Annotated in this window: 18 protein-coding genes; all 18 read left to right on the forward strand. The window is 45.7% G+C overall.

Annotated features, from left to right (window positions below; translation table 11 throughout):
* The first annotated feature begins 13 nt into the window (after positions 1-13).
* Positions 14-1066, forward strand: a complete 1053-nt coding sequence (locus V8Q34_RS12580; protein WP_335835585.1) for an IS30 family transposase — start codon at positions 14-16, stop codon at positions 1064-1066.
* Between the two features lie 166 nt (positions 1067-1232).
* Positions 1233-1436 carry a 50S ribosomal protein L31 gene (rpmE, locus tag V8Q34_RS12585; RefSeq protein WP_018593782.1) on the forward strand — a complete coding sequence of 68 codons (204 nt, stop codon included), beginning with the start codon at positions 1233-1235 and terminating at the stop codon, positions 1434-1436.
* A 120-nt stretch (positions 1437-1556) separates the two neighbouring features.
* The gene (locus V8Q34_RS12590) at positions 1557-2603 is read left to right on the forward strand and encodes a DUF1385 domain-containing protein (RefSeq protein ID WP_335835591.1); all 1047 of its coding nucleotides are present in this window, start codon (positions 1557-1559) and stop codon (positions 2601-2603) included.
* Entirely contained in the window at positions 2590-3459 is an 870-nt protein-coding gene (gene prmC, locus V8Q34_RS12595) for a peptide chain release factor N(5)-glutamine methyltransferase (RefSeq protein WP_335835592.1), read from the forward strand. The genes V8Q34_RS12590 and prmC overlap by 14 nt, the downstream gene beginning before the upstream one ends.
* Complete coding sequence (prfA, locus tag V8Q34_RS12600; protein WP_033141267.1) at positions 3452-4525, forward strand: peptide chain release factor 1; 1074 nt, start codon at positions 3452-3454, stop codon at positions 4523-4525. Before prmC ends, prfA begins: the two co-directional genes overlap by 8 nt.
* A gap of 195 nt (positions 4526-4720) precedes the next feature.
* Positions 4721-6496: a sensor histidine kinase gene (locus tag V8Q34_RS12605; protein ID WP_335835593.1), complete on the forward strand. Its 1776-nt coding sequence runs from the start codon at positions 4721-4723 to the stop codon at positions 6494-6496.
* Positions 6497-6515: 19 nt separating this feature from the next.
* The gene (locus V8Q34_RS12610) at positions 6516-8108 is read left to right on the forward strand and encodes a response regulator transcription factor (RefSeq protein ID WP_033141265.1); all 1593 of its coding nucleotides are present in this window, start codon (positions 6516-6518) and stop codon (positions 8106-8108) included.
* A gap of 181 nt (positions 8109-8289) precedes the next feature.
* The gene (locus tag V8Q34_RS12615; RefSeq protein ID WP_335835595.1) at positions 8290-9567 is read left to right on the forward strand and encodes an ABC transporter substrate-binding protein; all 1278 of its coding nucleotides are present in this window, start codon (positions 8290-8292) and stop codon (positions 9565-9567) included.
* Positions 9568-9629: 62 nt separating this feature from the next.
* Positions 9630-10514, forward strand: a complete 885-nt coding sequence (locus tag V8Q34_RS12620) for a carbohydrate ABC transporter permease (RefSeq protein ID WP_033141263.1) — start codon at positions 9630-9632, stop codon at positions 10512-10514.
* Between the two features lie 15 nt (positions 10515-10529).
* Entirely contained in the window at positions 10530-11351 is an 822-nt protein-coding gene (locus V8Q34_RS12625; protein ID WP_052099430.1) for a carbohydrate ABC transporter permease, read from the forward strand.
* 25 nt (positions 11352-11376) lie between these two features.
* Complete coding sequence (locus tag V8Q34_RS12630; RefSeq protein ID WP_103731407.1) at positions 11377-12366, forward strand: uroporphyrinogen decarboxylase family protein; 990 nt, start codon at positions 11377-11379, stop codon at positions 12364-12366.
* A 336-nt stretch (positions 12367-12702) separates the two neighbouring features.
* Positions 12703-13623: a nucleotidyltransferase family protein gene (locus V8Q34_RS12635; RefSeq protein WP_033141260.1), complete on the forward strand. Its 921-nt coding sequence runs from the start codon at positions 12703-12705 to the stop codon at positions 13621-13623.
* Positions 13624-13744: 121 nt separating this feature from the next.
* Positions 13745-15091: a phosphoglucosamine mutase gene (glmM, locus tag V8Q34_RS12640; RefSeq protein WP_103731408.1), complete on the forward strand. Its 1347-nt coding sequence runs from the start codon at positions 13745-13747 to the stop codon at positions 15089-15091.
* Positions 15092-15110: 19 nt separating this feature from the next.
* A complete protein-coding gene (locus V8Q34_RS12645) occupies positions 15111-16145 on the forward strand; it encodes a tetratricopeptide repeat protein (protein WP_033141258.1) in 1035 nt (344 codons plus the stop codon).
* A gap of 152 nt (positions 16146-16297) precedes the next feature.
* Positions 16298-18832 carry a YhgE/Pip domain-containing protein gene (locus V8Q34_RS12650; protein WP_335835598.1) on the forward strand — a complete coding sequence of 845 codons (2535 nt, stop codon included), beginning with the start codon at positions 16298-16300 and terminating at the stop codon, positions 18830-18832.
* On the forward strand, positions 18829-21009 hold the full coding sequence (locus tag V8Q34_RS12655; protein WP_335835599.1) for a YhgE/Pip domain-containing protein: 2181 nt from the start codon (positions 18829-18831) through the stop codon (positions 21007-21009). Before V8Q34_RS12650 ends, V8Q34_RS12655 begins: the two co-directional genes overlap by 4 nt.
* Before the next feature lie 24 nt (positions 21010-21033).
* Complete coding sequence (locus tag V8Q34_RS12660) at positions 21034-21699, forward strand: response regulator transcription factor (protein WP_033141255.1); 666 nt, start codon at positions 21034-21036, stop codon at positions 21697-21699.
* A complete protein-coding gene (locus V8Q34_RS12665; RefSeq protein ID WP_103731411.1) occupies positions 21696-22721 on the forward strand; it encodes a sensor histidine kinase in 1026 nt (341 codons plus the stop codon). The genes V8Q34_RS12660 and V8Q34_RS12665 overlap by 4 nt, the downstream gene beginning before the upstream one ends.
* The last annotated feature ends 121 nt before the right edge of the window (positions 22722-22842 follow it).

Consider the following 22842-nt stretch of genomic DNA (forward strand, 5'->3'; position numbering starts at 1 on the left):
AGAGGTAGAGAAAATGGCAAAGGGCTTTAAGCATCTGACAAAGGCAGATAGGATAAAAATAGAGGCGCTATTAAAGGCAGGACACACCATAAAGGAAATTGCAGACTTACTGCACGTACACCGCAGCACGATATACAGAGAAGTAAAGCGGGGGATATTTACGGCGCTCAATTCAGACCTTACGACAGAGGAACGCTATAGCCCAGATATTGCCGAAGATAAGTATAGAGAAAATTTGAAAAGTAAGGGCGGGGTACTTAAAATAGGGAATGACATAAAACTTGCGAATTACATAGAGGACAAAATAATAAATGAAGATTATAGCCCAGCAGCGGTACTGGGAGAAATTAAGGCGCAGGGAAAAGAGGGGGAATTTAAAACAACGATATGCGTAACCACTCTTTACAGCTATATTGATAAGGGGATATTTTTAAGGCTGACAAATAAAAATCTGCCAGTGAAGAAAAATAAAAAGCGGAAATATAACAAAGTGAATAAGCAACAGACCAGAGCGGCAGCAGGCACAAGCATTGAAAAGCGCCCGGACGAGGTGGAAGAGCGTAAGGAGTTTGGACATTGGGAAATGGACAGCGTAATAGGTAAACGTGGAAAATCAAAAAATAGTCTGCTTGTACTGACGGAAAGAAAGACCAGAGCGGAAATTATTTTTAAGCTGCCAGAACACACGGCAGCAGAGGTGGTAAGCGCAGTAGACAGATTAGAGAGAAAATGGGGAGAACTATTTAAGCAAGTATTTAAGACGATAACAGTAGACAACGGCAGCGAGTTTGCATATTGTGAGGAATTGGAACGCTCTATATTGAATGAGGGAGAGCAACGAACAAAGCTATATTATTGCCACCCGTATAGCAGTTGGGAACGTGGGACAAATGAGGTTACAAATAAACTGGTGCGCCGGAAGATACCAAAAGGGGAAAACTTTGACAGCAAGACTGACGAAGAGATACAGAATATAGAAAACTGGATAAACAACTACCCACGCCGTATACATGAATATAGGACAGCAGGGGAATTATTCACGGAAGAGGTAAGAAAAATAGGATAGAAAAGAATTTAAAAAAGTGTCGCATTTAATATTGACATTTTTAAAAACAACGATTTCTATAATAATGCTTGCATTTATAAAAATCATATGCTATAATTTAAAAGCTGTTTGAATTTGTAAAACGCAAAATAAAGATAAATAACAAACGATAGAAGAGGTGAAAAAGATGAAAGAAGGAATCCATCCAAACTACCAGGAATGTACAGTAGTATGCAACTGTGGAAATACATTTAAAACAGGCTCTACAAAGAAAGAACTCCACGTAGAAGTTTGCTCTAAATGTCATCCTTTCTATACAGGACAGCAGAAAGCTGCACAGGCTCGTGGACGTATTGATAAGTTCAACAAAAAATACGGCATGGACAAATAAAAAAACGGGAGAGGCTGAGGTTTTAGGACTTCAGCCTCTTATTGTATATCCTGAGCAGTATAGTATCTGCTTTGGCAAATCGCTGCTGCTTTTGGGGATTTGTATGATATGGAGGTATAGATGAAATCATCTAACATCGGCGGACAGGCAGTCATGGAAGGCATCATGATGCGTCATCAGGATCAATACTCCATAGCTGTCAGAAAGCCGGACAAAGAGATTGAAGTTAAGATAGAAGACTACAAGAGTTTTATTAAGAACAAAAAGATACTCTCTCTTCCTATTATCAGAGGCGTGTTCAATTTCATTGATTCGCTGGTAGTGGGCACAAAATGCCTGATGTACTCCGCAACCTTCTTTGAGGAGGAAGAGGAGGAGATTAAGAAGAGAGAAGCCCTGAATCAGGAAGAACGGGAAAAATACGACGCAAAACAGAAGAAACAGGAAAGTATCCTTATGACAGGAACCGTGATCTTTTCTGTGATCCTCTCTGTAGGTCTGTTCATGGTGCTGCCGTATCTGATCGCCAGCCTGCTGCACAAGGTAGGCGCTTCGGAGACAGGGGTGACCCTGGCGGAGGCGCTGGTGAGAATCCTGCTCTTTTTGGGATATCTGCTTTTGATTTCCAAGATGGAGGATATCCAGAGAGTGTTCATGTACCATGGGGCAGAGCACAAGTGTATTAACTGTGTGGAACACGGAAAGGCCCTGACCGTGGAAAACGTTATGGAGAGCTCCAGACTCCACAAACGCTGCGGGACCAGTTTTCTGTTTTTTGTCATTGTTGTGAGTATCATATTTTTCCTGGGATTTTTTGCTGTTGTGCCGGTACATACCATGTGGCTGCGGGTTGTGATCCGTATTCTGCTGGTGCCGGTGATCGCCGGTATTTCCTATGAAATTATCAGGCTGGCGGGAAGAAGTGAGAATCCTGTGGTGTGTGCGCTTTCGAAGCCGGGTATGGCTATGCAGAAGCTGACTACAAAAGAACCCACACCGGATATGGCGGAGGTTGCCATCGCGGCGGTGGAGGCAGTCTTTGACTGGAAGGCATATCTTCTGGAAAATTTCCCGGATGCCCGTGAGAAGATCGCACAGGCGGAAGAAGACCGTATGACCGCTTCACACAGATGTGAAACAGGAGAGGGCTGTTATGCAGACGCATAGAGAACTTCTTCTGGAGGGAAGAAAGACACTGGAAGAAGCCGGAATCGCAGACAGTACAACTGATGCATGGCTTTTGATGGAATATATAACAGGCATGACACGGGCTTCCTATTTTATGAGGGAGAACGAGGAAATGTCCCGGGAGCAGGCAGAGAAATACAGGGAGATGATCAGGAGACGTGCACAGCACATTCCTCTCCAGCACATCACCCACGAGGCCTGGTTCTATGGATTGAAATTTTATGTGGATGAGCATGTGCTGACTCCACGGCAGGATACGGAAGTTCTGGTAGAGGAAGTGCTCCTCGAAGCCGGGAAGATGCAGGCGGGCAGCAGCAGATCCAGGATTCTGGATATGTGCACAGGCAGCGGCTGCATTTTGCTGGCTCTTTTGTCCGTTTTAAAAGAAGCGGAGGGGGTTGGAGCGGATTTATCCGAAGAAGCCCTTGCTGTGGCAGCAAAAAACAGCAGAGAGCTGGGAATACCGGCTGTATGGAAAAAAAGTGATCTATTTGCAGATATCAGTGGAACATATGACATTATTGTTTCCAATCCGCCATATATAGAGAGCCATGTCGTTGACAGCCTGATGGAGGAAGTAAGAGACCACGAGCCGAGAATGGCCCTTGACGGGACTGCGGACGGCCTGTATTTTTACAGAAGGATATCAGGCGAGGCGGGGGATCATCTGAAGCCCGGAGGGATTCTGGCTTTTGAGATTGGATATAACCAGGGCGGCCCGGTGCGCCTTATGCTGCAGGACGCCGGATATACAGAGATAAGAGTAGTGAAGGACCTGGCAGGCCTTGACAGGGTGGTGCTGGGAAGAAAGAAACAGGAGGAACACCATGTTTGATAAGTTAGATGATATTTTGATTCGTCTGGAGGAGATTTTAAATGAGTTAAATGAGCCTACAGTTGCGAATGACACGGCGCGCTTCCAGAAGCTGATGAAGGAACAGAGCGATCTGCAGCCCATAGCGGACGCGTATCGTGAATATAAAAATTGTAAACAGACAGTAGAAGACAGCCTTATGATGCTGGATGAAGAGTCAGACCCGGAGATGCGCGAGATGCTCAAAGAAGAACTCTCAGACGCCAAGAAGCGTATTGAGGAGCTGGAGCGCGAGCTGAAGATCTTACTTCTGCCGAAGGACCCCAATGATGAGAAGAACGTTATTGTGGAAATCAGAGCAGGTGCAGGCGGAGACGAGGCAGCGCTTTTCGCGGCGGAGATCTACCGTATGTATGTGAAATTTGCGGAGTCCCAGAACTGGAAGACAGATATGATGAGCCTCAATGAGAACGGCATCGGCGGTTTCAAAGAGGTCACTTTCATGATCAACGGAAAAGGCGCTTATTCCAGGCTGAAGTATGAAAGCGGTGTACACCGCGTCCAGCGTGTGCCTGAGACAGAGAGCGGCGGCCGTATCCATACCTCCACCATAACGGTGGCGATCATGCCTGAGGCAGAGGAGATTGACTTCCATCTTGATATGAATGACTGTAAGTTCGACGTATTCCGTGCTTCCGGAAACGGCGGTCAGTGTGTCAACACCACAGACTCTGCGGTACGTCTGACCCATATCCCCACAGGAATCGTCATCTCCTGCCAGGATGAAAAGTCACAGCTCAAGAACAAAGACAAAGCGCTTAAGGTGCTTCGTTCCAGACTGTATGAGATGGAGCTGGAGAAGCGCCACGACGAGGAGGCAGAAGCCAGAAGAAGCCAGGTGGGTACCGGGGACCGCTCTGAGAAGATCAGAACTTATAATTTCCCCCAGGGACGTGTGACAGATCACAGGATCAAACTGACACTGCATCGTCTGGACGGTGTGCTGAACGGTGATCTGGAAGAGATCATAGACAGTCTTACGGCTGCAGACCAGGCGGCTAAGTTGACGAAAATGAATGATAAATAACATAAGACAGCCGTTGTGCTGTGAAAAATGGGGCTGCTGCACCGGTGAATAATAGGTGTAGCAGCCCCATTTTATAATTGTACGGTGTTTTAAAATGCGAACTTACATTATTTTCCATCTGCCTGTCAACTATTCTTTTTTATTTTTATATCTGTTATAATCAAATTATATATAATGTAGAGGGCGGATGATAAAATGAAAATTAAAATGAAAAACTGGTTTTATAAACTAAAGTTATATCCATCTTTGATGCTGACCTTCAACAGTATCTTTATATTGGCAGTTCTTATAATCTTAGCCACTTCGGCAATCATAACAGGTAAAATAACCGTGAAAAACTATTCAACATATGCTTCGCAGTTCATTCAGGACCTATCAAGGAATGTGGAATATATTACAACTGATGTAGAGAATAAATCACGATTTATTCTTTCAGACTCCAGCATCCAAAATATGCTGACAGCAGAACATCAGAATCCCTCCTATAATAATATTTTGCAGCAGGCTAAGGAGGAAATCACCAGATTGATTATGGAACAGGATTATATTGAATCACTCTCTGTTTTTGATTTAAACGGAAATGGTTTTACAGTTGGGGATAGTCCTTCTTATATCAGCAATCTGTCAGTATGGAAGAAACAGAGCTGGTACCCTGATGTGATTCAGAAAAAAGGGAATTTTATATGGGTAAGTTCTGATTTTAGTGGAATCAGAGAACAGAAAAATAAAATTTTGTTTGCCAGAGTGATTAATAAAAGAGACACTGTAGACGGAATTGGAATTCTCATGGTTGTTCTTGACAATGAATATCTGTCTAAAATGGTAGATAGCCTGAGCAATCCTGCTATAGGGGAATTTTATATATATGGGGGTGAGAGCGAGTTATTGTTTGGACCTGAAACAGAAAATCAGGAAGTACAGGAGTTCATAAGCGAAATAAAAGCTGCAGAAAAAGAAGAAATAGACAGTAAAAGAAATGGAAAATATTTTGTTACAGGATGTTATGACACTCACATGGAATGGAACTATTTGTGTGTAGGCATGGTGAGTGCTGTCCTGAGCAGTCAGTGGATTAATATCCTAATCGTGGCGCTTGTCACATGTTTCGTGATCATCATTGCCTCTTACATATACAGCCGGTTTTCGCATGGCGTTACGCGGGAGCTTCAAAATCTGAATGAGATTATGGGGCGCGCAGAGGACCAGAACTTTAAGGAAGAGATTAAAATCAGAAGGATTGATGAGTTCATTCAACTCGGAGATGCGTACAATAGGTTGATCAACCGCATACATATTCTTGTAAACGAGGTCATGAGGGAAAAGTTAAATGCAAAGCAGGCCCAGCTTGAAAACCTGCAGGCACAGATCAATCCTCATTTTCTCTATAATACGCTGGACTGCATCAGTTGGAAGGCAATGGCAAATGACCAAACAGAAATAGCAGAAATGATTCAGTGCCTTTCCAAAATGTTCAGGTTCAGTTTGGGCAGGGGAGAAAAAGAAATTGAGCTGTCAAAAGAAGTGGAAAACACCAGAAACTATCTCCTGCTGCAGAAAAAAAGATTTGAGGATAAGCTGGTATACCTTATTGATATACCGGAGTCTGTGATGAAATACCGGGTTATCAAATTTTTTCTTCAGCCGTTGGTGGAGAACAGTATCCTGCATGGCATTCAGTCAAAACCTGAAAAAGGATATATTGGTATCTCAGCCGAGGAAGAGGATAGAGAACTGGTGATTTGTGTCTGGGATAACGGAACAGGAATCGATGAGAAACAGGTTGCTGTGCTGCTGGACGGAAATACCTATGATAACAGCGGAAAAAGGCACAGACATGGCATTTATAATGTAAATGAACGATTGAAAATGCGTTACGGGGAAGACAGCGCATTGAGGTTCGAGAACCGGAAAAATGGAGGGACGAAGGTCACTATACGGATTCCTGTAGAAAAACTGAGGCAGGACGATTAGGGAAGGAGCAGAGGAAGCAATGTATCAGGTGTTATTGGTGGATGATGAGCCTGTGATTCTGAGAAACATAAGCAAAGTCATTGATTGGGAAAAATTCGGGTTTTCTATCTGTGCAACGGCAGAATGTGGAGAGGAAGCATGCAGATTACTGAAGGAGTACAGGCCGAACCTTGTGATAACCGATGTGATGATGCCGCAGATGAACGGTATTGAGCTGGCAGAATTTATAGGAGAAAATTACCCAAAAACAGAGGTTATCATAATCAGCGGATATGATGAGTTTGATTTTGCCCGTTCTGCCATGCGGGCAGGGGTCATGGAATATATTATGAAACCCACTAAAAAAGAAGAGCTGGAGCAGGCTCTGCAGAAGGTCTATGAAAGGATTCAGAGAAAAGCGGACCTGGAGAGAAATATCAGGGAACTCAGGGAAGAGGCAGAGAAAAATATTCCCATACTGAAAAACCAGTTTTTTAGTGAATTGGCAGATAAAATTATTCCAGAGGGGCAAAACCTGATGGAGAGTCTGAAGTATTATGGTTCAGAACTGAAAGGAGACCCATTCAGACTCTGGTGTTTTGATTTGGACCGGGAAGAAATTTGTGACACTATACCTGAAATGCGTGAACTGTTGTGGGTACAGTTGAGGATGATCATCAGAGAAAATACCAAAGGGCTGTTTGTCAGTGATTCTTTTGTAAAGGGAAAGCATTTGCTATATGTAGTTGAGGATTCTGATACACTGCCGGAGGGAAAATCCATGGAGGAACTGCTTGAAATTATACTGAGTGAGTTCAAAAATCTTACAAGAACTAGTTTGTCCGTGGGAGTCAGCTGTGTATATGAAGATTATCATAAATTATATATGGCGAGAAAGGACTGTGAGGCGGCTCTGGAGGAAAGATGCAATCTGGGAGAGGGAAGCTGTATTTTCTATGATGAGGTCAGAGTATTTTCAAATGAAAGTGTGGAATATGATCATGAACTTATGAACCAGATATGTATGAAACTCAGGGCTTTAAATAAAAAAAGTGCAGTTAAGCTGATTGAAAAAATATATGTGGAGATGAGAGAAAATAAAGCCATATACCAGCAGTTTTACAGCCAGACCATTCTTATCTTAACAGAGCTGTTTAATATCTCTCCGGATGAGGAGAGAAAGAAAAAAATCAGGGAAGTGATCGCTGCGCTTAATGACTATAAAACAGGCGATATGCTGAGAGACCTTGTTCTGGAAATTACAGAGGAGACCGTGGATGAAGCGGCAGCAGATTCGGCGGGAAAAAACAGGGAGATTATGGGGCAGATTGTACATTATGTGGACGAGCATCTTGGAGAAGAAATCTCCCTCGCAGATGTGGCTGACGCTGTTCATCTGAGTAAAAATTATTTGTGCAGTATATTTAAAAGAGAACAGGGTGAGACGTTCTTTTCTTATCTTACCAAAGTCAGGATGGATCGTGCGAAGCAGCTTCTGCGGAGGACGGAACATAAAGTTTATGTAATCGCTGAAATGGTGGGATATACGGATTATCCTTACTTTTCGCAGGTGTTTAAAAAACATACGGGAATTACCGCCGGTGAATACAGAGAAATTTATGCCGGTGAATAAAACCATGGGAAGAATAAAATAGGTTGCAGTTTTACAGAAAATGTAAGGCTGCAGCCTATTAATATATATAAAATAAAATGATGAATATATTTAACGCAGTCGGAATATATTCTATATTTTTCGTTAATCTGTAATGATAGAATCTAAACATAGATAAAACACGAATCAAGGAGGTAAGAAAATGGGAAAGACGAAAAAAATAAGTATGTTGTTGGGAATAACAGCAATGATTGGAACGCTGGCGGGATGCGGAGGCAATGATGAGGTAAATGATGCGGCTGGTAATGAAGGCAGTAAATCGGAAGCCAATGCCGAAATATCTATTTTGGTACATTTTGATCCGGAAACGGACAATCCCGCAAAGTTAGACAGTTTTCAGGAGGCTGCGGATAAGCTTGGTTATAAGATCAATATCGAGCGTGTGGACGATGCAACTTATAAAACAAAAATCAGGGTTATGCTTCAGGCAAATGAGCTGCCGGATTTGTTTTATACATGGGGAGGTTCTTATAGTGAACCTTTTTTAGCGGCGAATGCCCTTTATCCTTTAGAAGATGCGATTGAGGAATCCGGTTATAAACTTTATGATACCTATGCACAAAAGGACGAGAATGGTCATAACTATGTTGTGCCCACAGGGGCCCTGGAATCCTACTGTCTCTTTTATAACAAAGCAGTTTTTGAAGATATGGGCAAAGAGGTTCCTGCAGACTGGGAGTCATTATTGGATGTAGTAGATGCGTGCAATGCCAAGGGAATCGGGGCCATGGGACTTGGAGATAAAGATCGATGGGAAGGCGACCTCTTTTATAATATGATGGTGGTGCGGGAAGATGCAGATGCATTTGCAGACGCTATGAAAGACGGAGGTACTTTTACCAGTAAACCATTTGTGGAGGCTGCGGAAAAGGTGGAGACACTGATAGAAAGAAATGCATTTCAGACCGGTTATATGCAGGCAACACCATCAGAATGTGTAGAGCTGCTGAAAGCTGGAAAGATAGCAATGTATCCTACGGGTTCCTGGCAGGTATCCGCACTGCAATCTGATGAGAACTTAGGATGTACGGTATTTCCTAAAACAGGGGCAGAAGATCCATATCTATCCTGCTGTGGAAATGCTGCGGATGCGGGAATTGCAGTCAACGCGAATTCAGAGAACAAGGAAGCAGCAGCCAAACTGGCAGTGGAATACTCCAAGATTTTGAATGACCACCTTGCTGAAAACGGAGAGCAGACCTATTTTGAGACAGACATTGAAGAGGCCGGACAAACAGAAATGATGAAAACATATATCGAGAATTTCAAAAAAATGGAGAAAACACAGTTGTGGTGGTTCACATATCTGGATACTGCAATCGGTGAGCCTATGAGGGATTTATCCCAACAGCAATTTGCTGGCGAAGTGGACGCAGATAACTTTATCAAGCAGCTGGAAAGCATAATCAAAGGCGGATGATATAAAAGAAGTGCAGGGCTGTCCTTAAAATGAGGACAGTCCAGTTTGAAGGGGGAAGAAGAATGAAAAAAATGTTGTCCAACAAACCTGTTATTGCGCTGTTTATGATTCCGGGACTTCTTATATTCGCTTTTATTTTTGTTTATCCCATTTTGTATACCGTAAACCTGAGTTTTACATCATGGAAGGGAATCGGTCCGAAGGATTATGTGGGACTTCACAATTATATAAAACTATTTTCCAGTGACATGGTTTTTAGAAAAGCGCTTCTAAATACGCTGGTCATTCTGATAGTTGCAGTAATTGGGCAGTTAGTGCCAGCACTGTTTTTTGCCATGCTTTTATCAAGTATGAAAAAGAGAACGCGCTTTTTCAGAATCGCGTTCTTCATACCTGTGCTTTTATCTACCACAGCAATTGCGCTTATGTGGCAGAAAATCTACGATGTAAACTATGGACTTTTAAATGAATTTCTAAGAGTTGTAGGCTTGTCAAATTTTCAGCATGAGTGGCTGTCGGAAAAAGGTACCTGCCTGATCGCAGCCATTGTTCCGGTTATATGGCAGTGGATTGGTTACCACATGATTATTCTCTACGCGGGGCTAAAGGCAATCCCGGAACAATATGAGGAGGCAGCAAAACTGGACGGAGCCAATGGTTTTCAGGTAACATTCCGTGTTATTATTCCAATGCTTCGGGATATATTAAAAGTCTGCCTTGTGCTTGCTGTGGTGGGAAGCATTAAGATTTTCGACAATATTTATGTTATGACTGCAGGTGGTCCTTATAATCTTACAACAACCATAGCGATTCATATGTATAAGGAATCATTTTTGAAATTTAATTATGGTTATGGCAGTGCCATTGCAGTAATGCTCTGTGTGGTATGTATTGGGGTTTATCTGCTGATCAACAAGGTTATGTCAAGGGAACCCATGGAATATTGACAGGAGGAAATGGCAATGAAGAAGAAGAATACAGTCAAAATCATAATTTTAATAATATTTTCAGTGATTCAGATATTTCCGCTTCTATGGCTTATTAATTTTTCTCTGAAAAATAACAGTGAAATTTATACGGCCAGCTCATTAAGGCTGCCGGAAACTCCTGTATTTGGCAATTATGCGGAGGCATGGCTGAAAGGAAATGTGGCGGAATATTTTTTGAACAGTGTGCTGGTTACTTTTGTAAGTGTAGCCATCACAGTTGCGCTGAGCTGTATGATGGGATATGCGATCACGAGAATGAAATGGAGGGGAAGCAATGCCGCATTGGGATTCCTGATGCTGGGGATGATGGTTCCCATACATGCAACCCTGATTCCTCTGTTTTTGATCATGCAGAAAGCAGGACTGCTGAATACACATTGGTGCATCATTATCCCATATATAGCCGCGGGTCTGCCGCTGGCAGTATTTATAATCAGTAATTTTCTCAGAAGTATCCCTCATGAACTGGAGGAGGCCGCATTTATTGACGGATGCGGTGTGATCAAATCGTTTGTACATATTATTATTCCGGTACTGAAACCGGCAGTTGCCACTGTAGCTATCTTCACCTTCATGAGCAACTGGAACGAGTTTATTATGGCATCCACTTATCTGCAGACTTCTGAACTGTATACCCTGCCTATTGGTCTGACTGCTTTTCGAGGCGCCTATTCAACTGCACTGGGCCCCATGGCTGCGGCAATTGTCATAACGTGTATACCGCTGATTCTGTTTTATTGTATCTGCAGCGAGCAGGTGGAGAAAAGTTTTGCAGCAGGAGCTGTGTTAAAGTAAATAAATGTAAAGGAGATTAAAGACAATGCAGACATCAAAAGAATGTGTACTGAATGCCATAGAGGGAAAAGGACCTGACAGAATTCCCATCTGTCTGGATTTTGATTCAGACGCTTTGAATCAGGCAATCACAAAGGATATATTGAAGGAGTACGATGCGGACATTTACATTGTATCCAGCTATGACCCTGAATTTGTACCTGTTGCGGAAGGATACAGCCAGTGGGGATATAAGATGGAGACCTTTGGAGAGACTATGGGGGAGGTAAAGAATCCGCCTCTGGAGTCCTGGGATAATTTCGAGAACTGGAAAAATCATCTGCCGGATTTCACAGCGCCCAGCAGATATACAGAGGCCAAAAGGCTCAGGCAGCTTTATCCGGATAAGTTTCTGGTAGGGGGGCTTGGCATGATGATGGAAGAAATAATCAATCTGCGGGGATATGCCAACTGCATGGTGGATTATTATGAAGAGGAAGAAAATATAAACCGATTGATCGACTGTCTCTATGAAGTGGGAAAACAGATGGTGGACGGTTATGCTGAGGCCGGTATGGATGCTGTTATGGCATGGGAGGACTGGGGGCTGCAGAGAGGGCCTATGATGTCATACGGAATGTGGGAAGAGTATTATTATGACAGGATGAAGAGTTTTGTGGATTACATCCATAAAAAAGGAATGAAATATTTCCTTCACTCCTGCGGGCATATTACATACCTTCTGGACGTTTTTGTTGAATTTGGTGTGGACGTGATTCAGATGGACCAGCAGATGAATATGGGCTTGGAACTGCTGGGCAAATGGAACGGTAAGATATGTTTCCTGTGCCCTGTGGATATCCAGCATAGTGTGCAGATGACAAAGGAGGAGATGGGCAGCTATATCAGGGATATGGTACAGGCTCTGAGTACGGAAAAAGGAGGCTTTATGTACAAAGCTTATCCGCAGCCGGCGGCAATCCATATGACGGAAGCACAACTGAGACAGGAAATTGATTTTATGAAAAACTGCTGATGTAGCAAAGAATTAAAGTGGAACTGCCGGGCAAAAAGTATGGGATGATACTTTTTGCCCGGCATATTTTATTATGAAGAAAAAAGAGATATGCTGTTGCCTGCACGATAATTCCAGGTTGTATATGACAACACATCTATGATACAATAGGAAGCATAATCAGAGTTGCTTCCTGTTACCATAAGGAAAATGACATTGCATTTCCCGGTAAATTGTAATATATTATGGAAGTAAGTATTTTATGGTAAGAGTGGTAATTGGTATTCTGACGCCTGATCTCCAGGCGGACAGACTGGTAACATATAGAATTTATAAACGAGGAACGGGAGAAAAATCATGAAAAAAACAGCACTGGTAATCATGGCAGCCGGAATCGGCAGCCGCTTTGGAAAAGGAATCAAGCAGCTTGCAAAAGTGGGGCCGAGCGGTGAGATCATCATGGATTATTCCATTCACGATGCCCTGGAGGCAGGATTCAACAAAATCGTATTCATCATCAGGAAAGACATAGAGGAAGAATTCCGTGAAGTGATCGGAAACAGGATCGAGAAGGTGGCAGAGGTGGAATATGTATTTCAGGATCTGCAGGACCTGCCCGAAGGATTTACCTGCCCGAAGGAGCGCACAAAGCCATGGGGAACCGGACAGGCCATCCTGGCAGCCAGAGAAGTGCTCAAAGAGCCGTTTATCGTCATCAACGCAGACGATTACTACGGCAAGGAAGCTTATGTAAAGATCCATGACTATCTGGTGGAAGAGCATGAGGATACAGGTAAGCTGGATATCTGCATGGCCGGATTTATTCTGGAGAACACACTGAGCGACAACGGTTCTGTGACCAGGGGCATTTGCTCTCTGGATGAGAATAAGAATCTGGTGGGAATCGCGGAGACCTACAATATTAAGAAGACAGAAGAGGGTCCGGCCGTGGAGACAGAGGACGGCGGCCTTTGTATGCTGGACCCCAAGAACCTGGTATCCATGAATATGTGGGGGTTGACACCTGCATTTTTAAGAACACTGGAAGAGGGTTTTGTGGAATTCTTAAAGGAATGCGGTCCGGAGGATCTGAAGAAGGAATATCTTCTTCCCACTATCGTGGATAAGCTCATCAAAGAGAACAAGGCAGATGTGGCTGTGCTCAAGACACATGACACCTGGTTTGGCGTTACATATCAGGAAGACAAGGAAAAAGTAATGGAAGCTTTCGCAGATCTGGTAGAGCAGGGCGTATACAAAAAGGATTTATACGCATAGACAGGCAGTGCCGCAGGCATCCGGAATCCACAATAACAGTGACAAATCACAAAAAATGTGATATTTTATAATACGGTAACGAAAAGATAAAGAAATTGGACATTTGTATAAGGAGTCAGTTATGGGAAAATATTTTGGAACAGACGGTTTCCGCGGGGAAGCTAACGTAAACCTGACAGTAGAGCATGCATTTAAAGTGGGACGTTTCCTGGGATGGTATTTCGGACAGGAGCATAAGGCGCAGATCGTGATCGGCAAGGACACCAGAAGAAGCAGCTATATGTTTGAATATTCACTGGTTGCAGGTCTGACAGCGTCCGGCGCAGATGTATATCTTCTGCATGTGACCACCACACCCAGCGTTTCCTACGTTGTGCGCACAGAGAACTTTGACTGTGGTATCATGATCTCAGCCAGCCACAATCCATTCTATGACAATGGAATTAAGATCATCAACGGCAACGGACAGAAGATGGAAGCATCCGTTGAGGAGCAGATCGAAGCGTATATTGACGGAAAGGTACCGGAGCTGCCTCTGGCAAAGAGAGAGGATATCGGCCGCACAGTGGACTTCTCCGCAGGAAGAAACCGCTATATCGGATATCTCATCTCCATTCCGACACGTGCCTTTAAGAATAAAAGAGTGGGCCTTGACTGCGCAAACGGCAGCGCATCTGCCATTGCAAAGAGTGTATTTGATGCGCTGGGTGCCAAGACCTATGTGATCCACAATGACCCGGACGGAACCAATATCAATACAAACTGCGGTTCCACACATATTGAGGAACTGAAAAATTTTGTCAGGGAAAATCATCTGGATGTGGGCTTTGCCTATGACGGAGATGCTGACCGCTGTATTGCAGTGGATGAGAACGGCGATGAAGTGAACGGTGACCTGATCATGTATGTATGCGGAAAATACATGCAGGAGCAGGGCAAGTTAAACAACAACACTATTGTCACCACCATCATGTCCAACCTGGGTCTTTACAAAGCCTGCGAGAGAGAAGGTATTGCATACGAGAAGACAGCCGTTGGCGACAAATATGTCTGCGAGAATATGATGGCAAACGGCCACTCCATCGGAGGCGAGCAGTCCGGCCACATTATCTTCTCCAAACACGCCACTACAGGTGACGGCATTCTGACTTCCCTGAAGCTGATGGAAGTCATCATTGAGAAAAAACAGCCTCTCAGCATGCTGACCAAAGAAGTGAAGATTTATCCGCAGGTACTGAAAAATGTGCGGGTATATGATAAGAAGGAAGCCAGAGAGAATCCGGAAGTGGTGAAAGCCATTGCAGAGGTGGAAAAAGCCCTGGGCGATGACGGAAGGATTCTGGTGCGCGAGAGCGGTACAGAGCCTGTGATCCGCGTAATGGTGGAAGCAGCTTCCAATGAGATCTGTGAAGAAAATGTAGATAAAGTGATTGCTGTCATGAGGTCTGAGAATCTGATCGTACAGTAAACGAACGGGGAATTTATTTGTGAAGGGAAAATTTATTGTTCTGACAGGATGCATCCTCTGTCTTATGGCAGGATGCGGAAAAGAGACACCCAGCTATTATGAACTGGGCGCGGAAGATTTAGAGGGGAAAAAATATCAGAGTGCCATCGAAAACTTTGAGCTGGCCATCGCCGAGGAGAAATATGAGGTGGAGGCTCTCAGGGGAGAGGGCATTGCCTATCTGAAAATGGGAAAATACGAGGAGGCACAGCAGGCTCTGGAAAAAGCCAGGGACCTGGCCGCTGATTCGGAGAAGGCCATGAGAGCCGACATTTTGGCATATCTGGCTGTGGTGCAGTACCAAAGAGGCGACTTTGAGGGAAGTGCAGCCACCTGTGACCAGATGCTGGATGTGAAGAACAGTAAAGAGGGATATTTCCTCAGGGGAACGGCCTATCTCCATCTGGATCAGTATGACAAGGCGGCATCCGACTTTGGAAAAGTGGCTGCAGATTCCAAAGAGTATAATGACTATCTGGAAATCTACCGTGTATACGAAGAGTGTGACATGAAGGCTGACGGAGAGTCTTATCTGGAGATGGCCCTGGATATAGAGGCCGGTGATGAGCGGGACCACTATGACAGAGGCCGTGTCTACTACTATCTGGAGGAGTATGATAAGGCAAAAAAAGAGCTGACCACAGCCTACAATGACGGATATAAAGAGGCAGCCATTTATCTGGGCAAGGTATACGCGGAACAGGGCGATACGGCCAATGCCCGGGCAAATTATAAAGAGAGCCTGAGTGAGCAGTCACTACAGGCAAAAGCTTACAACGGTATGGCTTACTGCGATATCCTGGACGGAGACTATGACAGTGCCCTCTCCAATATTCAGAAGGGACTGGACACGGGGGACCAGGACGAGAAACAGGCACTTCTGTTCAATGAAATCGTGGCCTATGAAAAGAAGATGGACTATGCGTCTGCAAAAGAAAAAATCACCGCATATCTGGAGGCTTATCCTACAGATGAGAGAGCAGTGAAAGAAAATTATTTTCTGGAGACAAGGTAAAGAAACGCCGGATTTCCGATATATCAGAACAGAGTATGGCATAATACTCTGTTCTTTTATCTTTTTATACAGATAAAATCTGCTGCTGCATACAGAGGCGCCGGATACAGCGCTGCGGGCACCGGCAGAAAAATGAACACAGGAGGCAGGTTATGAAGAAGGTATGGCAGATATTCATCAGAGACTGCAGAAGGCTGCTGCGCAACCCCGTAGCAGTGATCGTGGCAGTAGGGATCTGCATCATTCCGTCACTGTACGCGTGGTTCAACATTGCAGCCAATTTTGACCCTTATGCAAGTACAGGGGATATCAAGGTGGCAGTGGCAAACAGTGATAAAGGCGCAGAGAATGAGCTGACAGGCAGACTGGATGCAGGCGGTGAGATCGTCAGCAATCTGAAAGAGAACGATGCGCTGGGCTGGGTTTTTACAGATGAGAAGAAGGCAGTGGAGGGCGTAAGATCAGGAGAATATTATGCAGCCATTGTCATTCCGGAAACCTTCAGCCGGGATATGCTGAGCATTGTAAGCGGAGACTTCCACAGGCCGGAATTTACATATTACATCAACGAGAAGAAAAATGCCATTGCCCCTAAAATAACAGATACCGGGGCAGAGACTGTGGAGAAGGAGATCAACAGCACCTTCACTGCCACCGCGTCAAAAGCAGTGGCTGACATAATAGAAAAATCCACAGGCTCCCTGTCGGAGAAACTTTCCGGTTCCCAGGACAGTCTGCTTGAAAAGATCAGCCGTGTATCGGAAAATATCAGGGAATACCAGAATGGACTGGAAAAATTTGGGATCACTGCGGACAGTTCCAATGAGACCATAGAGGACACCAAAGGAACGCTGGACGCGCTGAAAGAGGCAGCCGGGGAGGGCAGCCGTGCCATTGACAAGAGCAGTGAAATCCTGGAACACGCAAGGACAGCAGCGTCTGAATTTTCCGCAGGGATGTCATCCGCTCTCTCGGAGGGGCAGACTGCGCTGGCGGATATAAACGCTGCGTCAAAATCCGCGATCGGTGAGATCAACGGAAAGATCCTGGAAATAAACGGCCAGGTGGACGGGATGATCACCAGAGCGGATCAGGCGGTTTCCCTGGGAGAAAGTGTCCTTGATAACCTTGTATCCTTTCAGGAAGCATACCCAACAGATGCCATGGCGTCTGTGATCGCCTCCCTGGAGGCTGAGCTGGAGGGACAGAGACAGGTCGTTTCAAGTCTCAGACAGGGGAATGACAGTATTGGCAGTTCTGTGGAGACAGCATCCGGTGCCCTGACCCAGGTGGATTCCATCCTTCAGGAGGCAGGGGAGCAGTTCCTTAGTTCCAGGGATACCTTTGACCGGCAGGTTCTGCCGGGGATCAGCGGAAACCTGGATGCTTTTTCCGGACTGTCGGGCAGGCTTTCCGGCCTTCTGGACGGGGTGGAGCCGTCTGCGGAACAGGTAAAATCTGTTCTGGACGAGCTTGCCGCAAGCCTGGATGACATACAGGCAGTCCTGGTGAGCACGGGAGATTCCCTTGACAGTGTGCAGAACATACTGGAAAACGCGGAGACAGACTTAAAAGCATTGGAAAATTCCAAATCCATGGAAGTACTTATGGATCTTTCCGGTATTGACGGGGAATCTGTGGCAGATTTCATGTCCTCGCCGGTGGAGGTGGAGACAAAGGAAGTCTATAGTATTGAAAACTATGGCTCTGCTTTAGCGCCCTTTTATACGAACCTGGCAATCTGGGTGGGAGGTATTGTTCTGATCGCCATTTTCAAGCTGGAGGCAGATAAAGAAAAAGTGGGGAAATTTTCGGCTGTACAGGGATATTTCGGGAGATGGCTGCTCTTTGTGGCTTTCGGAGTTGTACAATCCCTGATCATATGCCTGGGAGATTTATATCTGCTTAAAATACAGTGCGCAGAACCGGCAGCATTCTTATTTGCCGGGGTATTTGCTTCTTTTGTGTATGTAAATATTATCTATGCACTGTCTATTACCTTCAAACATATCGGAAAAGCGATTTGTGTGATCCTGGTCATTGTACAGATACCCGGCTCTGCAGGGACATATCCCATAGAGATGACCCCGGGATTTTTCCAGGCGCTTCATCCTCTGCTGCCCTTTACCTACGGCATAAATGCCATGCGGGAAGCAGTGGCAGGTATTTATCGGTACCATTATCTGAAAGATATGCTGTGCCTGACCGTTTACATTCCCATAGCACTTTTGATCGGCGTTGCTGTGCGGCCTCTGCTGCTGAATTTAAATCTGCTTTTTGACAAGAAACTGGCACAGACGGACCTGATGCTCTGTGAAGAAAACGGGATACCAAATGAGAGGATACGCCTGTCTTCTGTGGTGCGTATGCTTGCAGGGCAGGAGGAGTTTAAGGCGCAGCTGTATGAAAAAGCGGCAGAATTTGAGATTAGCTATGAGAAGAGAATCAGACGGGGATTTTTGGCTATCCTTGTGATCCCTCTCATTTTCCTGGTGCTTATGTTCAGCATTGATTCCAAGATGGTCTTCCTGGTACTCTGGATCGCCTCCATCATAGGCATTGCGCTTTATCTCATCTGTCTGGAATATATTCATGAGAGCCTGAACCGGCAGATGCGGCTCAGTAAGATGAGCAGGGAGGAACTGCATCAGGTACTGGAAAGTAAGAAGGAGGGCAGCAGCAAATGAAAAATATATGGAAAATTTTCCGGGCAGATGTAAGCCATATTAAAAACAATGTCATTGCGCTGATCGTCATTCTGGGACTCACGGTTGTGCCTGCCCTCTATGCGTGGTTTAACATAGCTGCAAGCTGGGACCCCTACAGTAATACAGGGGGGATCCGGGTGGCTGTGGCAAACGCGGATGAGGGATATGAGAGCAGCATTGTTCCTGTCAAGATCAATATGGGAGATACAGTCATCTCAAGCCTCAGGGCAAATGAGCAGATGGACTGGGTCTTCACTGACAAAAAGAAAGCAGTGGAAGGTGTGAGGTCCGGAAAATACTATGCGGCGATCGTCATACCGAAAGCATTCAGCAAAGATATGATGACAGTCTTTTCCGATGATGTGACACACTCCAGTCTGATCTATTATTCCAACCAGAAGGAGAATGCCATTGCACCCAAGGTCACGGATAAAGGGGCGGACTCCATACGGACGCAGATTGACGAAATCTTTACAAAGACAATCAGCCAGATTGGACTGGATGTGATGAATTCCCTGTCCTCCTATCTGAATCAGGACGGCACAAGGACCATGATCGGAAATCTTGCAGGAAATACAAAGAACAGCGCGGATGATCTGAGAGGGCTGGCTTCCACCATGACAGCATTTTCGGATATGATGGATTCCATGCAGGGGATTTTGGATACCACATCCTCCCTGCTGAAGCAGTCCGGAGAGAGTACAGAGGCCGGACTGGATGTACTTAAGGATACCGGGGAGGGCATGGAGGGCCTGAGCAGCAGCCTTTCCGGAACCACAGAGGTAATCAGCCAGGTACTTGAGGACAGTGGTTCCTATTACCAGGCTGTCTCCCAGGTGATTGACGAAACTTTTGCCTCCATGGAGGATAATTCCCAGAATGCAGCATCCAGCCTTTTGGGACTGTCTGATGTGACCCAGAGTGTGATTGACAAATATACGGATTTCAGGGACAGCCTGGCCGCTGTCCGGGATGCCCTTCCCGTGGGAGGAGAGCTTCTGAATCCCCTGATCAGCAATATGGAGGAACTGACCGCAGGACAACAGGCATTAAAAGATAAACTGGATGAGACGGCAGGAAAGATCACAGATACGGCTGCGGATATAGGCACATACCATGGCCAGCTTCAGCAGATGGCGGATGACAGCGTACAGCAGATATCGTCTGTACAGAGTGACTATGAGGAAAACCTGCAGGCAGAGCTCGGGGAACTTTTCGGAACCCTGGGTGATACAGGTACATCTGTGGCAAATGTGATGGAAAAACTGGATGACAGCCTTTCCGGTCTTGGCAATATCTCAGACAGTGCCTCCTCGGACCTGGCAGAAGTGAGAAAAGCGCTGGACACCTCAGCTTCCCTTCTGACAGAGGCTGCTGATAAGATTGAGGGCGTGTCAAAAACACTGGGGGACGCTGTGGACAGCCAGGATTCGGATGTGCTGAAAAATCTGATCGGCAGCGACCCGGCATCTTTAAGTTCGGTGTTGGCAGCGCCTGTGAAACTCAACCGCACGGCTGTGTATTCCGTGGAGAATTACGGCTCCTCCATGGCGCCTTTCTATTCCTCCCTGGCAATCTGGGTGGGCGGAATCGTGCTGGTAGCTATGATGAAGGTAAACGTCTCCAAAAAGACCACGGACAGCCTGAAAAATGTGAAGGAATACCAGATGTATCTGGGCAGGTATATTCTGTTTTTCCTCATGGGACTTTTGCAGAGCGGACTGATCTGTCTGGGAGACCTGTATTATCTGGGAATCCAGTGTGAGCATCCGTTTTTGTTCGTGCTGGCCGGATGGATGGCAAGTGTGGCATTTGTGAATCTGATCTATACCCTTACGGTTTCTTTTGGGGATATCGGCAAAGCCATATGCGTGGTGCTCCTCGTCATCCAGGTGGCAGGCTCCGGCGGAACCTTCCCCATAGAGGTGGCGCCTGCGTTCTTTAAGAAAGTATATCTGTTTTTGCCCTTTACGCACAGCATGGCTGCCATGCGGGAATGTATCGGCGGGTTATACGGAAATACCTATTGGATGGAGATGGGCAGACTGGGACTTTTCCTGGCAGCATCCCTGCTTTTGGGGCTGGTACTCAGAAAGCCGGTGATTCGTCTGAACCATGCATTTATGGAAAAACTGGAAAGTACGAAAATTATGTAAGGGTAAAACGAAGGAGGATGGAACGTGGAAAAGATTTTGATCGTGGAGGACGAGGAAGAGATTGCCTGCGGGCTGTCCTCTCTTTTGAAGAACCAGGGATATGTATGCGATGGCTGGGACGGAAGAGGAAATGCAGTGGAGATCATAAGAGAAACAGCTCCTGACCTGATCCTGATGGATATCAATCTGCCGGGGCAGGATGGATTTGCTCTGTGCAGGGAAATCAGAAATGCCTGCTCCCTGCCTGTTATCTTCCTCACAGGCCGCAGCACCTCCATGGACGAGCTGGAAGCACTGCAAAGCGGCGGGGATGACTTCATCACAAAGCCCTATAAGGCACCCATTCTGCTGGCGCGGATTCAGACTGTGCTGCGCAGAGTAAAAGGCCCGTCAAAGCCTGCGGTGCTTCAGTATCGGGGCATCACTCTTGACCTGGGGGCTGCCCGGCTGACTTACGGAGAAAAAAGCCTGGAGCTTGGCAGAAATGAGCAGAAGATATTACACCGGCTCTTTGAGCATGCCGGAAATATTGTGAGCCGGGAGGAACTGGTGGATTATCTCTGGGAAAACCAGATTTATATTGATGACAATACACTCAGCGTAAATGTGCGCAGACTCCGGGAGAAGCTGGCCTCCATAGGTCTGCCCGGCCTGATACAGACAAAAAGGGGGATGGGGTATAAGGTATGAAGTTCAGAGAGTTTTTGGGGGACAGGACAGGCGTAGTGCTTTTGCAGCTTGGTGCAGCCTGGGCTCTTTTTGTGTTTTTAACAGCGCTTGGGGTACAGTCAAGGGAAGCAGCCCTGCTTCTCATTACCTGGTTCGGGATTTTTGCTGCCTGGACCGGGTTTTCTTTTTACAGGGAGAAGAAATATTTTACAGAGCTTATGGATACGGTCAGGGAAATGGAAAAACCATGGCTGGTCACAGAAATCTTAAAAGTACCGGATACCTTTGAGGGAAAGAAATACTGGGAAGCCATGAGAATTTCCATGAAGGCCATGGAGGAGCAGGTGTCTGAGGCAGAGCAGAAGCAGAGGGCATACCGGGAATACGTGGAAAACTGGGTCCATCAGGTCAAGCTGCCTCTCACAGCGGCACAGCTTGTATGTGAAAACGAGAAAAGCAGAGAGAACCGCCGCATCTTAAAAAGCCTGGAAAACATAGACAGGGAGATTGAGCAGGTCCTTTATATGAGCCGCATGGAAAATCCGGAGCAGGATTACATCATACGAAGGATAACAATGGAATCCTGCGTGGCCCGGGCAGTTGCTGCCGACCAGGAGACGTTCAGGCAGAGAGGCGTAAAAATTGAGACGGAAGGTCTGGAGACAGAAGCCTGTACGGACAGCAAGTGGCTGACTTTTATGCTGCGTCAGGTACTGTCCAACAGCCTGAAATACATGGAGGAATCCCCCTGTATAAAAGTCCGGGCACGGCGGAAAGAAAATACCGTGCTCTTAATCGTGGAGGACAACGGATGCGGAATCCGTGAAAGCGAGATGGGAAGAATCTTCAACAAGGGGTTCACGGGCAGCAATGGGAGAAAGAACAGGGAATCCACAGGGATGGGACTGTATATCTGCAGGGAGCTCTGTAAAAAGCTGGGGATGGCTGTCCGGGCGGAATCTGTATGGGGGGAATATACAAGGGTCGTATTTGAGATTCCCATAGCGGAACAGGCATCTGTGATGTCTGTTCACAAGGTATGAGGGCCGGCCAATGCATCCTCTGCCTCATCTTACGAATATGTAAGATAACATTCGGTAAAATCACAGGTAACCTGCCCTCCTGTTTTCTATAATAGAGGAGTAAAAGGAACACTTGTGCAGT

The sequence above is a fragment of the Blautia sp. JLR.GB0024 genome, from assembly GCF_037000545.1.
Lineage (GTDB): Bacteria > Bacillota > Clostridia > Lachnospirales > Lachnospiraceae > Blautia > Blautia celeris.

Bases quoted from the DNA above. Each gene is read 5' to 3' on its own strand.
- V8Q34_RS12620 (WP_033141263.1), top strand. From the start codon at position 9,630: ATGAAAAAAATGTTGTCCAACAAACCTGTTATTGCGCTGTTTATGATT.
- V8Q34_RS12650 (WP_335835598.1), top strand. From the start codon at position 16,298: ATGAAGAAGGTATGGCAGATATTCATCAGAGACTGCAGAAGGCTGCTG.
- V8Q34_RS12580 (WP_335835585.1), top strand. From the start codon at position 14: ATGGCAAAGGGCTTTAAGCATCTGACAAAGGCAGATAGGATAAAAATA.
- V8Q34_RS12655 (WP_335835599.1), top strand. From the start codon at position 18,829: ATGAAAAATATATGGAAAATTTTCCGGGCAGATGTAAGCCATATTAAA.
- prfA (WP_033141267.1), top strand. From the start codon at position 3,452: ATGTTTGATAAGTTAGATGATATTTTGATTCGTCTGGAGGAGATTTTA.
- V8Q34_RS12625 (WP_052099430.1), top strand. From the start codon at position 10,530: ATGAAGAAGAAGAATACAGTCAAAATCATAATTTTAATAATATTTTCA.
- V8Q34_RS12615 (WP_335835595.1), top strand. From the start codon at position 8,290: ATGGGAAAGACGAAAAAAATAAGTATGTTGTTGGGAATAACAGCAATG.
- V8Q34_RS12610 (WP_033141265.1), top strand. From the start codon at position 6,516: ATGTATCAGGTGTTATTGGTGGATGATGAGCCTGTGATTCTGAGAAAC.
- V8Q34_RS12630 (WP_103731407.1), top strand. From the start codon at position 11,377: ATGCAGACATCAAAAGAATGTGTACTGAATGCCATAGAGGGAAAAGGA.
- V8Q34_RS12635 (WP_033141260.1), top strand. From the start codon at position 12,703: ATGAAAAAAACAGCACTGGTAATCATGGCAGCCGGAATCGGCAGCCGC.
- V8Q34_RS12605 (WP_335835593.1), top strand. From the start codon at position 4,721: ATGAAAATTAAAATGAAAAACTGGTTTTATAAACTAAAGTTATATCCA.
- V8Q34_RS12590 (WP_335835591.1), top strand. From the start codon at position 1,557: ATGAAATCATCTAACATCGGCGGACAGGCAGTCATGGAAGGCATCATG.
- glmM (WP_103731408.1), top strand. From the start codon at position 13,745: ATGGGAAAATATTTTGGAACAGACGGTTTCCGCGGGGAAGCTAACGTA.
- prmC (WP_335835592.1), top strand. From the start codon at position 2,590: ATGCAGACGCATAGAGAACTTCTTCTGGAGGGAAGAAAGACACTGGAA.
- V8Q34_RS12665 (WP_103731411.1), top strand. From the start codon at position 21,696: ATGAAGTTCAGAGAGTTTTTGGGGGACAGGACAGGCGTAGTGCTTTTG.
- rpmE (WP_018593782.1), top strand. From the start codon at position 1,233: ATGAAAGAAGGAATCCATCCAAACTACCAGGAATGTACAGTAGTATGC.